Below are 12941 nucleotides of genomic sequence, written 5' to 3'. Positions count from 1 at the left end.
GTCAATACCTCCAATGTGATCTGAGCGGGACATGTGCCCATCCGTGGTCCCCGAGGTCCGCCGTCTTTCGGCTGCGATGAAGGACGGATCGGCCGCCGAACATCGGGCCGCCGAGCAGAGCCAATTCGTCTCCGAATTGCTCGACGGACGGGTTACCGCCGGGGGCTAATTCCCGATGCGAGCCAAGCCCTTCAAGGATTCGTATCGCGCCCGCCTCGACGCGCTCACTACCGACGCGGAAGCGATCGACCGGATAGTCGACGAGGTCAGACTCGCCTTCGACCTCAACCGGGCGCTACTCGACGAACTCGCTTAGGACGCGGAGTCCATTTCCGCGATGCGCTCCGCCAGCGCGACGATCCGCTGGGCGTCACGCACATGCAGGCTCTCGACCATGCGGCCATCGACCGTCGCGACGCTCTTGCCCGCCGCCTGTGCGTCTTCGTAGGCGGAGATGATCGTGCGGGCGTCGTCGAGCTCCTTTTGCGATGGGCCGAATTCCTCGTTAGCCGGGGCGATTTGGGACGGATGAATCAGCGTCTTGCCATCGAAACCCATCTGACGGCCCTGCCGGGCCTCGGCGCGAAAGCCGTCTTCGTCGGTGATCGCGTTGAACACGCCGTCCAAGATGATTTTTCCGGCCGCGCGCGCGCCCAGCACGGCCAGCGACAACGCGGGCACCACCGTCGCGCGTCCGGGCACATGCAACGCGTGCAAGTCGTTGACCAGATCGTTGGTGCCGATCACCAGAACCGCCAGACGTTCGCTGGCTGAGGCGATCTCCTCGACCCGCAGGAAGGCGCCGGGCGTTTCGACCATCACCCACAGCCGCAACGATTCCGGCGCGCCGTGTGCATCGAGCGCGTTCACCAGGGCCTGCACCTGTGCGCCTCGCTCGACCTTGGGCACCAATACGCCCTCGGCGGCGGAACCGGCCACGGCCGCCAGGTCGTCGTCGTGCCAGTCGGTGCCTAACCCGTTGATGCGCACCACGATTTCGCGGGGTCGGTAGCTCTCGCCCGAGATCGCTTCGCAAACCCTGGTTCTCGATTCGGCCTTGGCATTGGGCGCGACCGCATCTTCGAGATCGAAAATCAGCGCATCGGCCGCCAGCGTCTTACCCTTCTCCAACGCCCGGGCATTGTTGCCGGGGAGATATAGGGCAGATCGGCGCGGGCGCGGTGTCGGTGCCATGAACTCGTGCCCTTCCTGTCGTCAGGCTTGTGCAAGCGTAATATCGCGGTGCCCTGCTTGAAATTAATCAAGCATGTCTTTGCGTTGACGGTGAGGGTCGGTGTTGGGTTATGCCCAGAAGTGGGCACACCAGAGAAATTGCCCGTTGGATCAGGAGGCTGAACGCATGAGCACTGTCCCGTCAATCAACCTCAACGACGGCAACGTCATCCCCCAGCTGGGGTTCGGCGTCTTTCAGATCAAGCCCGACGAGACCGCCGCGGCGGTCCGCTCGGCCCTCGAGGTGGGCTATCGCCACATCGACACCGCGGAGATGTACGGCAATGAGAAGGAAGTGGGCCAGGGCGTTCGCGACGCCGGATTGGACCGCGGCGAGGTATACATCACCAGCAAGCTCAACAACGGATTTCACCGGCCCGACGACGCGCGCCGGGCATTCGACGCGACGCTGTCCGCACTGGGCTCTGACTACGTCGACCTGTTTCTGATCCACTGGCCGCTGCCGACGCTGTACGACGGCGACTTCGTGTCGACGTGGAACACGCTCGAGGAGTTCGCCGCGGACGGACGTGCCCGCAGCATCGGCGTCTCGAACTTCCAGCCCGAGCATCTGGATCGCCTCGCCGGCGGCTCCGAGACGGTGCCCGCGGTCAACCAGATCGAGGTACATCCCTACTTCGCTAACGAGCGGGTGCGAGCCTACGGCCGCGACCACGGCATCGTGACCGAGGCCTGGTCCCCCATCGCCCAGGGCAAGGTCCTTGGCGATGCGGTGGTGGGAAAGATCGCGGACGGCCTTGGCAAGACGCCCGCGCAGGTGGTGCTCCGCTGGCACATCCAGCGCGGCGACGTAGTCTTCCCGAAGTCGGTCACCCTCGAACGGGTCAAGTCGAACTTCGAGATCTTCGACTTCGAGCTGTCCGACGCCGACGTGGACGCGATCTCCGCGCTGGACAGCGGCGAAGACGGTCGCAACGGTCCTAACCCCGACAAGTTCGACTACATCCCCGACTGAGCGCTCTGCCGTTCGCCGACATCGCGGTTGACGCTGGAGGCGCGAAGTTACGCGGGTAACTTCCAGATGCCGGCGACAACGCCGATTGTCGACGCGCGCACACGTTTCGGAGTCTCGACGGGCGGCTAATACCGCACGCGGAGGCAGCCTGACGTGTATCGCCAAATCCTTGACCCTGTGGCCCATTCGCTGGCCTGGAGTTCGCTGGCGGCCGCCCTACCGCTGGCGTCGCTGTTCGTGATGCTCGGCGCGCTGCGGGTGCGCGCCTGGATCGCCTCGGTGGTGTCGCTCGGCATCTCGCTCGGGATCGCCGTCGCCGCGTATCACATGCCGGTCGGTCAGGTGCTGGCGGCAGGCAGCGAGGGCGCAACCTTCGGCTTCTTCCCGATCCTGTGGATCGTGATCAACGCGATTTGGGTGTACCACATGACAGTTCAGACAGGACATTTCGACGTGTTGCGGCACAGCTTCGCCACGGTCAGCGACGATCAGTGCATCCAGGCCGTCGTCATCGCGTTCTCTTTCGGCGCGTTGCTCGAGGCATTGGCCGGATTCGGCACGCCCGTGGCGGTCACCTCGGTGATGTTGCTGGCTCTCGGCTTTGGGCTGCTGAAGGCTGCCGCGCTGTCACTCGTTGCCAACACTGCGCCCGTGGCATTGGGGGCGATGGCCACGCCCATCATCACGCTGGCAAAGGTCTCCGGTTTGCCCACAGACACTTTGGGCGCCATGGTGGGACGCCAAACCCCGATCTTGTCGGCCGTCGTGCCCCTGGCGCTGGTCGCCATCGTCGACGGTCGGCGCGGTCTGCGCGAGGCTTGGCCGCCGGCGCTGATCGGCGGTGTGGTTTTCGGGCTCGCCCAGTACGCCACCTCGAACTTCGTCTCGGTGCCGCTGGCCGATGTGGTCGCCTCCCTGCTGTCCGCGCTGGCCGTGGTCTCAATGGTTCGAATTCGATACTCGCGCAACAAGTCTCGCGCCGTCCCGGACATCGCTGAGGTGAGCTCACGCGCCGAGGTGGGACGTGCCTATGCGCCGTACCTGATCATCATCGCTGTCTTCGTCGTCTGCCAAATCTCAACGGTCAAGCGGCTTCTCGACTCCCCGACCGGCACCGTGCACTGGCCGGGGCCTGCACCTGCTCACGGCCAACGGCGCCGCGTCCACGATTTCGGCCTTTACGTTCAATTTCTTGACCACACCGGGCACCCAGATGCTCGCCGCGGGTCTGCTCACCGTGATCGTGCTGCGCGTGTCGCCGGCTGGGGCCGCCAAGGCGTATGGCGCGACGCTGCATCAGCTTCGATGGGCGATCATCACCGTAATGGCGGTGCTCGCATTGGCATTCGTGATGAACGCGTCCGGGCAGACCATCACGCTGGGCACCTGGATGGCCGGCACCGGGGGTGCCTTCGCGTTGCTGTCGCCCATCTTGGGCTGGCTCGGCACGGCCGTCACCGGCTCCGACACCTCGGCCAACTCGTTGTTCGGCGCCCTGCAGGTGACTGCCGCGTCGAAAGCCGGGCTCTCCCCGGTGCTGATGGCGGCCGGCAACAGCTCCGGGGGCGTGCTCGGAAAGATGGTTTCGCCGCAGAACCTCGCGATCGGTGCCGCCGCGGTCGGGTTGCACGGCAAGGAAGCGACGACCTTGCCCGCCTGCTCGACGAGATACCCGCGCTGCGCGACGTCGTGGAATCCACTGCCGCCCGCCACGAAGCGGCCGCCCCGCCGCCAAAGCCGAAAGCAGCGCGCGCCAGGGTCAACGCGTCGATCCCGACGGAGTTGCTCGACCGGTTTGAGCGGGCCGCCGACGACGCCGGAGTGGGCATCGCGGTCGCCCCCGAAGATGCCGTCACCCATTGGATCGCAGAACACGAGACGGTCTAGGCGAAGGCACGCTGCACGCTAGCCAGAATTCGACCTCCGATACCGGCTTTCGTCATTGACTTCGGTAACGGGCGGTCACCCCGCGAGCGGGTCGAACATGCGGGCGGGATCGGTGCCGGGCTGACGGGCTACGTGGGTGGTGTGTCGTCAGGTTCTGGACTCGCGCCAGCCGCGCTCGAACGGCAACCGCCACGCGTTGGGCGCGATCAGTTGATGAATGGCGTTGGGCCCCCACGTTCCGGCCGGATACACCTTGGCCGGCGGCGGGTCGTCAAGCAGGTCTTGCGAACGCGCCCATAGTGATTCGATGCCCTCGGCGGTGGTGAACAGGGTATGGTCCCCGCGCATCGCGTCGAGTATGAGACGCTCGTAGGCCTCCAGCGTCTGGTTTGCGGTGTCGATTTCTTTCGACGAGAACTGCATGGACAACTTGTCGAGCTTCATCCCGGGCCCGGGTCGCTTGCCGTAGAACGACAGCGAGACCTTCGAGTTGTCGGCCAGATCAAACGTGAGGTGGTCGGGACCCTGGGTCCCCACCCCCGATCCCGGCGGGAACATGCTGCGCGGCGCCTCTTTGAACGCGATCGAGATGATACGAATGCCTTCGGCCATCTTCTTGCCGGTGCGCAGATAGATCGGCACGCCGGCCCAGCGCCAGTTGTCGATGCCGACCTTGAGCGCGATGAACGTCTCGGTGTCGGAATCTTTTGCTACGCCGGGCTCTTCGCGGTATCCACTGTACTGGCCGCGGACTACGTCGGCGGTCTTCACCGGCAGCATCGAGCGGAACACCTTGTTCTTCTCTTCGCTGATGGCGTAGGGCTCCAGCGCCGTGGGCGGTTCCATCACCACGAATGCCATCACCTGGAACAGGTGCGTGACAACCATGTCCTTGTAGGCGCCGGTGCTCTCGTAGAAGTTCGCCCGCTGATCCAGCCCGAGTGTCTCGGGAATGTCGATCTGGATGTGGTCGATGAAGTTGCGATTCCAGATTGGCTCGAACAGACCGTTGGCGAACCGGAACGCGAGGATGTTCTGGGCCGCCTCCTTGCCCAAGAAGTGGTCGATCCGGAAAATCTGAGATTCGTCGAAGGTTTGGTGCAAGAAGTCGTTCAGGGCGACCGCGCTGTCCAGGTCGGTGCCGAACGGCTTTTCCATCACCACGCGTGCGCGTTCGACCAGGTTGGCCTCCCGCAGCAGGGTGATGACGTCGCGCGCCGCCTTGGGGGGGACCGACAAATAATGCAGGCGCCGCACTTTCGGTCCCAGGTTGGCTTCGGCCTCGGCGACCGCGGTGGCAAGCGCCTGAGGCCCGGCGCCCTGCGGGACGTAGTGCACGATCTTCGCGAAGTCGGCCCACTGCTCGGGCGTCAGCTTGTGCGTGCCGTACGAGTCGATCGCGTTCTTGGCAATTTCACGGAATTCGTCGTCGCTGAGCTCCTCCAGCGATGTCGCCACGACTTGGATGTCGGGAGCAAGCTCCGACTGGTCCAGATATGCCAGACCGGAGATCAGCTTGCGTTTGGCCAAATCCCCGGTCGCGCCGAACAGCACGATGACATGGGGATCGAGCGGGTCGTAGTCGTGGCGGTGCGGACGTGAGTCGGGCGCCGGGTAAGAGATCGTTTGCGGTTTCTTGGTGGCCACTCCCGAGATACTTCCACCGTCGCGGCGAGTCCGCAGCTCTCGTGGCGCATGTTCGTTCATCCCTGCCGGTTACATCCCACGGCACCGGGTACCGCCTCACCACCGGCTCGCATCGACGGGGGCCGCCGCCCGAAGGCCGAAGTCACAGAAAGCCGACATGACCGCATCCGATCAGGACCCACTGAGTCGCGCTCAGGACCTGGAAGACATCGTTGACCAGCTCGACGAGAAGGTCGCCCGCGAGCGGGAAGCCGAAGGCGTCCCCGGCAGACGCAGCGAACGCGAACACGCCCGCACCCGCGGCTCGGAAGACGAGCCTCCGGACTAGCCGCGACGATCGCGCCAGGCGAGCATCGTTTCCAGCTCGCAGAAGTTGTAGCCGCCGGCGTCCGGATGAATCTCGGTCGTGAACAACGTGACACCCGCATCGACGAACGCATCGGCTGTCGCGGCGTCCGTCCACGCCACCGCCCGTTCGATGGCCGCCTCGTCGCGGCTCGCATCGGTGGCAAGCCGCTTGAGCAAGTCGTTCTTGCGGCGAAATTCCTCGAGCGATTCGAAGCTGTGCCAGATGTGGGCGTGCCGCGCCACCGCGGGAAGGGTGCGCCGCTCGCCGCCTCCCCCGATGAGGATCGGGATCTCGCGCACCGGCCGGGGCGTCAACCGGTTGAGCCGGTGTTCGATACGTGCCAGGCCCTCGTCGAACTGGTCCATCCGTGATTTTGTGGAGCCGTATTCGTAGCCGTATTCCATGAAGTCCTTCGGATACCAGCCGGCCCCAACGCCGAGGATCAGGCGTCCCCCGCTGATGTGGTCGACGGTGCGCGCCATATCGGCGACCAGGTCGGGGTTCCGGTATGGAAGACCGGTAACCAGCAGTCCGATTTCGGCGCGACTGGTGATTTCACCCCATGAGGCCAGCGCGGTCCACCCCTCGAAGTTGTTGACATCTGGCTGGTCATCGTCGAGCTGCGGGCTGCCTTCGACGATCTGGACGAACGGCTTGTGGAAGTGGTCGTAGCCGAAGATGGCGTCCACGCCCAGCTCCTCGGCGTGCAGCACCGCCTGGCGCCAGGTCCGGTAGTCCGGCGTTCCGCCCGGCCAAAGCTGAACACCGACCCTCACCCGGTTCGAGTCGCTCACCCGTCGTCGCCTTTCCTGCCGACCCGTTGCTGCCCTCAGTGACCGTATCGGCACGTCTTCGCCAGGTCACCTACTCTCAAACTTCGGGACAATCCGATTCCTTCCCTCCGGCAACCTCCCAGGCGGCCGATGCGGCGATTGACTCGGGTGAACCAGCCGCTCGTAACGAGGCCTCTGGCGGTATGTCAGCATTTGAGCATGAGTGCACGCAGAGTTGTTCGTATCGTTGGCGTCTCGGCTGTAACCGTGTGGGGTTTGCTGAGCACCCCTCTCGGAAGCCCGGCAGCTGCTGCTGATCCCTGCTCGGACGTCGGCGTTGTCTTCGCTCGCGGCACCCACCAGGAACCGGGCCTCGGTAACATGGGCCAGGCCTTCGTCGACTCGCTGACCTCGCAGATCGGTGGAAAGTCCATTAACGTCTACGCGGTCAACTACCCGGCCAATGACGACTATCACAACAGCGCCTCCGCGGGCGCCAACGATGCGGCTGCGCACATCCAGGATACGGTTGCCAGCTGCCCCAACACCAAGCTGGTGCTCGGCGGGTACTCCCAGGGTTCGACGGTGATCGACCTGGCCACCAACCAGGTGCCGCCCACGGTCGCCGATCACGTCGCGGCTGTCGCCCTGTTCGGCGAGCCCACCAGCAGCTTCTCCAGCATGTTGTGGGGCGGCCAGCCGTTGCCGACCATCAATCCCGCGTATGGCTCCAAGACCATCAGCCTGTGCGCCCCCGACGACCCGATCTGCTCCGCGGGCGGCAACATCATCGCCCACGTTTCCTACATTGAGTCGGGGATGGTGAATCAGGCCGCGACATTCGCGGCGAACCGGCTGCACTGAGCGCTAGCCACCGACACCTTCCGCCGTTGGCCCTCACCGCCAGTTAGGTTGCGTCGATGAAAGTCGTGCTCGCCGGCTACGGCAGTCGCGGCGACGTAGAGCCCGTGGCGACCGCGGCCCGGGAACTGCTGCGCCGAGGCCACGACGTCCAGATGGCGGTCGCGCCCAACATGATTCCCTTCGTCGAATCGACGGGAGTCGCCGCGGCCGCATACGGGCCGGACACGTGGGACCAATTGGATTCGGCTGCGGATTTGGTGGCCGACTACGCGGCAAACCTCGACGATCCGGTGGTCGCGCTGAACGAGGCGATCCAGAACATCAACCAGGTCAAGGCGGCGAAGACCACCACGCTGGCGGCGCTCGCCGATGGGGCCGACCTGCTGGTGGCAGGCTTCAACGAGCAGGGGCTGGCGGCCAATGTTGCCGAATACCAAGGCATTCCACTGGCCACCCTGCACTTCTTTCCGAGGCGGGTTTGGTCGTCGTGGCAGATGTATACGCAACTGACAAAGCAGACTGACGATGCGCAGCGCCGGGCGTTGAACCTGCCGAAGACGGCTGCGGCCGCGACGACACCGCTGGAGATCCAGGCCTACGACCAACTCTGCTTGCCCGGCCCGCCTGCCGAATGGGTGGATGCGGACGGCCGACTGCCCTTCGTCGGCGCACTGACGCTGGAACTGCGAAGCGACGCCGACGACGAGGTGCTGTCCTGGATCGCCGACGGAGCTCCACCGATCTACTTCGGTTTCGGAAGCACGCCCATCGCCTCGCCCGCCGAGACGGTCGCCGTGATCAGTGCGGCCTGCGCGCGGCTCGGCGAGCGAGCGCTGATTTGCAGCGGCCCAAACGATTTCACCGATGTCCCGCGATTCGAACACACGATGGTGGTGAGCGAGGTAAGCCACGCCGCCGTCTTTCCGGTTTGTCGCGCGATCGCACACCACGGCGGCGCGGGCGTCACGGCCGCGGCGTTGCGGGCCGGGGTCCCCAGCTTGATCCTCTGGTTCTGGCTCGACCAGCCGATGTGGGCGGACGCCGTCACTGGGTTGGAAGCCGGTGCGGGACGGGCATTTTCGGAGAGTACCTTGGACTCGCTGACCGCCGACCTGGGCCGCGTCCTGGCCCCCGAATACCGCGCGCGGGCGCGTGAGGTCTCCGATCAGATGATCACTTCCGCCGACAGCGTCACGCGCACCGCCGATCTGCTGGAAGACACCGCCCGACGCGGGGTCGGCCCGCCGGGGTAAGCCCCGAAGCGGGCTAGTACCGCACCGCACCGCATTCGTCATCGCACCGAACGCCGAGTTCTCTGGCGGGAGTGCTGCCCGATTCGAGCGCCTGGTCGCGGCTCAGCGCGATGGCGGATGCCGCCATGGCTGCGATGGCGATGGCCAGACCCAGGCCCGCCGAGCCCCGCACCGCGAGATGTTCACCGAGCACGACGACGCCGAGCACCACAGCGACGACGGGCTCACCCACCAACATGATCGGGACCGATGCTTGCAGGGCGCCGGCATGAAACGCCGAATTCTGCACTGCCGTCACCGCCACCGCCAGCGCAACCAGCAGATAGGGGGCGGGCACGGTCATGAGCCCGTGCCAACCGCCGACCGAGAATCGGTGCGTGCAGATCTTGGTCACGACGGCGATCATGCCGAGCAGGACCGCGACCGCGAGTGCCAGCAGCATCGCGCGCACCCGCCCGGCGGTGCGGCGGGCTGCGACCAGGCAGACGATCACCAGCGGCACGGTGAGCGCCAACGCCAGGCTCCACGCGGGTATCGGGGGACGATTGTGGCCTTCGCGGGGCTGGCCGACCAGGACGAAGACGGCCAGCGCGGCGGTCAGCACGATGGCCCAGCCCCAGTCGGCCCGGCTGATGTGTTGATGGCAAAGCCGCGCGCTCAGTGGCAACGCGAACAGTAGCGACGAGACCAGCAACGGCTGCACCAGCAGCAGCGATCCGTGCGCCAGCGCCAAGGCCTGGAACGCGTAGCCGGCGACAGCAGCGAGGGTGCCCGCCCACCACAGCGGGACGCTCAGCAGGCTGGACAGCACGGGCGCCGAGTCGTCACGATCGGCCGGGACGCCCTGCGCGACGCGCTGCCGGACCACGATGCCGACCGCGGCCCACAATGCGGCGAGTAGGCCCGAGACGATCGCGATTGCGTGATGCGTCACCCACCCCATGATCGCCCGGATACCCGAGATGCCTTCGCGGCTAACTCGGGACAGGGCGAGGGCCGGTGCCGAAGCTAGGCTGGCGACATGGCTATCGAGTCCACGATGCTCCCCCTCGGGACCCCCCGCGCCGCCGTTCGCGCTGCCGGACCCGGCAACCGGAGCGACGGTCCGTCTCGACGAGCTGACGGGTTCCGCACTGGTCGTCACGTTCATCTGCAACCACTGCCCGTATGTGCAGCATGTGGCGGCCGGTCTTGCTCAGTTGGGCCGGGACCTCGCCGATCAAGGCGTGGCGATGGTGGCGATTTCCAGCAACGACATCACGACGCACCCGCAGGACGGACCGGAGCAAATGGCCGCCGAGGCCCGCCGCCACGGCTGGACGTTCCCGTATCTCTATGACGAAACCCAGGAAGTTGCCCGCGCCTTCTCGGCCGCGTGCACGCCGGACACGTTCGTCTTCGACGGCGAGCGTCGGCTGGTTTACCGAGGCCAACTCGATGATTCCCGGCCGCGCAACGGACTGCCAGTGACGGCTACGGACGTCCGGGCTGCCGTCGATGCGGTGCTGGCCGGGCGGCCCGTCGACCCCGATCAGCGGCCGTCCATCGGGTGCGGCATCAAGTGGCGGTAATGCGTGCCCGGGCCGTAGAACGAAATGGCATGCGGCCGAACGAATAACTGATCGGCCGCCAATTGCGCAGCAGGCGCGCGCAATCCGAGCTGTCCGCAAGCCGTGCGAAGACCGCACCGTTGTCTTGCCCCCGACAACCGGGATTGTCACCGCCACAGCTAATGGCCGCTGCGACAAAGACATCGGGTGGACGGTCGGGACCGAAGGAGTGACTCCCGGGCAATACCGTCGCAGCGGCGGCGGTGCCTGTGAACTCGTGTTGAATCTCACTCGTTTGAGGAGGTTGCTCTCGGGGCACTTATTGCGACATGAACGACCGTGACATGTTTCGCTTGCTGGCTGCCGCATTCGTCGCGTCGTGTGCCCTCGGAGCGGTAGTGACCTCCGATGCCCCCGTCGCGTCCGCGGAGCCGTGTCCCGATGTGCAGGTGGTGTTTGCCCGTGGCACCGGGGAGGACCCGGGCGTGGGGCCGACCGGGCAGGCGTTCGTCGACCAGCTGCGGGCGCGCGAGCCGGGCAAGTCCGTGGAGGTGTATCCGGTCAACTACCCCGCCAGCAATGAATGGTCCACCGGCCTGGACGGCATCAGGGATGCGGGCGCGCATGTGGTGTCCGAGGCCGGCGCCTGCCCCAACACCAAGATGGTGCTGGGCGGCTACTCCCAGGGTGCGGCCGTGATGGGTTTTGTCACCTCGGCCGCGGTGCCCGACGGCATCGACCCCGCGACCGTGCCCAAGCCGCTCTCGCCGGACATCGCCAACCACGTCGCCGCCGTCGTGCTGTTCGGCATGCCCAACGTGCGCGCCATGAACTTACTCGGCCAACCCCCGGTCGTCATCGGGCCGACTTACCAGGCCAAGACCATCAAGGTGTGCGCCCCCGAGGACCCGGTATGCTCCGACGGACTGAACTTCTCCGCCCACGACACCTACGCAGACGACTCCAACATCGTCGACAAGGGGACAGATTTCGCGGTCGGCCGCCTGGACAGCACTCCCACGGGATCCGCGTTCACCGTCCGCAGTCCCGGCACGGGGTTCGGAAACTAGGCGTGCCTACGCGTCGGTGACGACCACTCGGTCGCCGACGTGAATGACTCCGGCCGTCAGCACCACCAGATATGCCCCCGCGCAGGCGCCCACCCCGGAACTCCCTGCCGCTACGCGATTTTCGGCAGCCGGTATGCGAAGCGCCTGTGGGGCCCGCGGTAGTGGCCCGTGTTCCAGCGTGGGGACTACGCAGCGCGGAGTGAGGTCCAGCACGCGCATGCGCACCTCGCCGGCGGTCACTTCCCTTCCCAACCAATTATTTTCGAAGTAGGACGGGTAGCCGTCCGGTGTCTCGATCACCAGATTTGGCCGGTAGCGCAGCGCCTCCACCCCGATGTGGTCCAGCGTCGCCGTGGTAATCGCATGCAACGGGGCGTCGTCGGTGAACGAATGGCCGGGTGTCGCCTGCCCGATCTCGAGGATGCGGCCCGCGACCTTGGCGTCGAGCCCCAGCTCGAGCAGTCCCTCAGGGTCCGGACGCTCGAGCGTGGCGCCATCCGGGCGCTGGCGGATCAATCGCACCGCCCTGCCCAGGAATCGGGAAAGCAGGTCGTCGATTTGCGGATCTTCCGCCGCGACCGTCGTGCCGTCGGGCAATCCGATGCTCACGTGCCCGCTATCTGCGGTGGCGGTGCACTTGAGCAGCTCACGCCAGAGCCGAGCCTGTTTGGCGCTGGCCACATGGCCCGTCACAGTGTCGACGAGCGCCAGGCGGCGGTCTTCTGCGGCGCCGCCCTCGTCGACGAACAGGCTGCTGACGGTTTCCCCGAGCATCGACTTCACCGGGTACCGGCAGAGGTTCTGCACGCGCATCGGCTCGTTCATCGCACTTCGTCGTCAGGTGAAATCGCGGTCCGGGATTGCGACGGCGTGATGCGGATGGCGAACCGCGGTTTGCGGCCCCGCGCCAGCACGGCCTCGATGAGAGTCACGAGGCGAAACTCCACGCCGTACTTGCGTTTTACCAGCGATTCGACCCGGGCCACCTGGTCGGCGTCGGTGACTACCTCGGCGGTCGCGTCGACGACGGGCTGGCCGGGACGGACCTTTCCAGTTCGCCCGCAGGGCGCGAGGATGACACGCGGATCGCGGCGAATCCGCTTGACCTTCCACGCATCAGCCGGCGTCCAGGCCCACAGCAGCTCGCCGTCACCGACGATCCACATGGCCGAGGCGACCGCATCACCGTTGCGCTTGAACGTCGTCAACGACACGAACTTCTGATCTTTGAGATCGGCGGGCCCGCTGCTCATGGCCTCCCCCTATCGGTGAACGGCCTGACTGTACAGCTTCGGCCGACCCCACGTGCGGTCATGGTTTCGGTCGTGTACAAGGGTCT

Annotated in this window: 12 protein-coding genes and 3 pseudogenes; 9 read left to right on the top strand and 6 right to left on the bottom strand. The window is 66.0% G+C overall.

The annotated features are described in order from the left end of the window. Positions 1–31 precede the first annotated feature (31 nt). Together MSG_RS26170 and MSG_RS26165 are read left to right on the top strand one after the other, a co-directional pair. Positions 32–169, top strand: coding sequence for a hypothetical protein (locus tag MSG_RS26170; protein WP_373421194.1), 138 nt, complete (start codon positions 32–34; stop codon positions 167–169). Further along, positions 170–316 (top strand): annotated as a pseudogene (locus MSG_RS26165) (biliverdin-producing heme oxygenase); the annotation flags it as partial. On the opposite strand, the gene MSG_RS13685 reads toward MSG_RS26165, so the two are convergent. Then, a complete protein-coding gene (locus MSG_RS13685) occupies positions 313–1194 on the bottom strand; it encodes an HpcH/HpaI aldolase/citrate lyase family protein (protein WP_096440371.1) in 882 nt (293 codons plus the stop codon). The pseudogene MSG_RS26165 and the gene MSG_RS13685 sit on opposite strands and share 4 nt — an antisense overlap. A 166-nt stretch (positions 1195–1360) precedes the next feature. On the opposite strand from MSG_RS13685, the gene MSG_RS13680 reads away from it, so the two are divergent. Both MSG_RS13680 and MSG_RS26160 read left to right on the top strand, forming a co-directional pair. Continuing rightward, complete coding sequence (locus MSG_RS13680) at positions 1361–2209, top strand: aldo/keto reductase (protein WP_096440369.1); 849 nt, start codon at positions 1361–1363, stop codon at positions 2207–2209. Between the two features lie 153 nt (positions 2210–2362). Further along, a pseudogene (locus MSG_RS26160) lies at positions 2363–3848 on the top strand (L-lactate permease); the annotation flags it as partial. 395 nt (positions 3849–4243) lie between these two features. Here MSG_RS26160 and zwf read toward each other — a convergent pair. Next, on the bottom strand, positions 4244–5743 hold the full coding sequence (gene zwf, locus MSG_RS13670; protein ID WP_096440367.1) for a glucose-6-phosphate dehydrogenase: 1500 nt from the start codon (positions 5741–5743) through the stop codon (positions 4244–4246). A 157-nt stretch (positions 5744–5900) separates the two neighbouring features. Between zwf and MSG_RS25180 the strand changes: the two genes are divergently transcribed. Continuing rightward, on the top strand, positions 5901–6071 hold the full coding sequence (locus MSG_RS25180) for a hypothetical protein (protein ID WP_162899206.1): 171 nt from the start codon (positions 5901–5903) through the stop codon (positions 6069–6071). Here the strand turns inward: MSG_RS25180 and MSG_RS13665 are convergent. After that, positions 6068–6886, bottom strand: coding sequence for an LLM class F420-dependent oxidoreductase (locus MSG_RS13665; protein ID WP_096440365.1), 819 nt, complete (start codon positions 6884–6886; stop codon positions 6068–6070). The two genes, MSG_RS25180 and MSG_RS13665, sit on opposite strands and share 4 nt — an antisense overlap. A gap of 198 nt (positions 6887–7084) precedes the next feature. Between MSG_RS13665 and MSG_RS13660 the strand changes: the two genes are divergently transcribed. Further along, positions 7085–7729: a cutinase family protein gene (locus tag MSG_RS13660; protein WP_096440363.1), complete on the top strand. Its 645-nt coding sequence runs from the start codon at positions 7085–7087 to the stop codon at positions 7727–7729. Between the two features lie 56 nt (positions 7730–7785). Next, complete coding sequence (locus MSG_RS13655) at positions 7786–8982, top strand: glycosyltransferase (protein WP_096440361.1); 1197 nt, start codon at positions 7786–7788, stop codon at positions 8980–8982. Between the two features lie 13 nt (positions 8983–8995). Here the strand turns inward: MSG_RS13655 and MSG_RS13650 are convergent, their stop codons facing one another. Beyond that, on the bottom strand, positions 8996–9925 hold the full coding sequence (locus MSG_RS13650; protein ID WP_096440359.1) for a DMT family transporter: 930 nt from the start codon (positions 9923–9925) through the stop codon (positions 8996–8998). 78 nt (positions 9926–10003) lie between these two features. Between MSG_RS13650 and MSG_RS13645 the strand changes: the two are divergent. Together MSG_RS13645 and MSG_RS13640 are read left to right on the top strand one after the other, a co-directional pair. Next, positions 10004–10553, top strand: a pseudogene (locus tag MSG_RS13645) (thioredoxin family protein). Between the two features lie 308 nt (positions 10554–10861). Then, positions 10862–11602: a cutinase family protein gene (locus MSG_RS13640; RefSeq protein WP_096440357.1), complete on the top strand. Its 741-nt coding sequence runs from the start codon at positions 10862–10864 to the stop codon at positions 11600–11602. Between the two features lie 6 nt (positions 11603–11608). Here the strand turns inward: MSG_RS13640 and MSG_RS13635 are convergent, their stop codons facing one another. Both MSG_RS13635 and MSG_RS13630 read right to left on the bottom strand, forming a co-directional pair. Continuing rightward, on the bottom strand, positions 11609–12427 hold the full coding sequence (locus tag MSG_RS13635) for an MOSC domain-containing protein (RefSeq protein ID WP_232011023.1): 819 nt from the start codon (positions 12425–12427) through the stop codon (positions 11609–11611). Beyond that, positions 12424–12855, bottom strand: a complete 432-nt coding sequence (locus MSG_RS13630; protein WP_096440355.1) for a PPOX class F420-dependent oxidoreductase — start codon at positions 12853–12855, stop codon at positions 12424–12426. Before MSG_RS13630 ends, MSG_RS13635 begins: the two co-directional genes overlap by 4 nt. Positions 12856–12941: the final 86 nt, after the last annotated feature.

This window comes from Mycobacterium shigaense, from assembly GCF_002356315.1.
In the GTDB taxonomy this organism is placed as follows: domain Bacteria; phylum Actinomycetota; class Actinomycetes; order Mycobacteriales; family Mycobacteriaceae; genus Mycobacterium; species Mycobacterium shigaense.
Note: the sequence above shows the minus strand (reverse complement) of the source record. Positions and strands in the feature narration are given on the sequence as shown.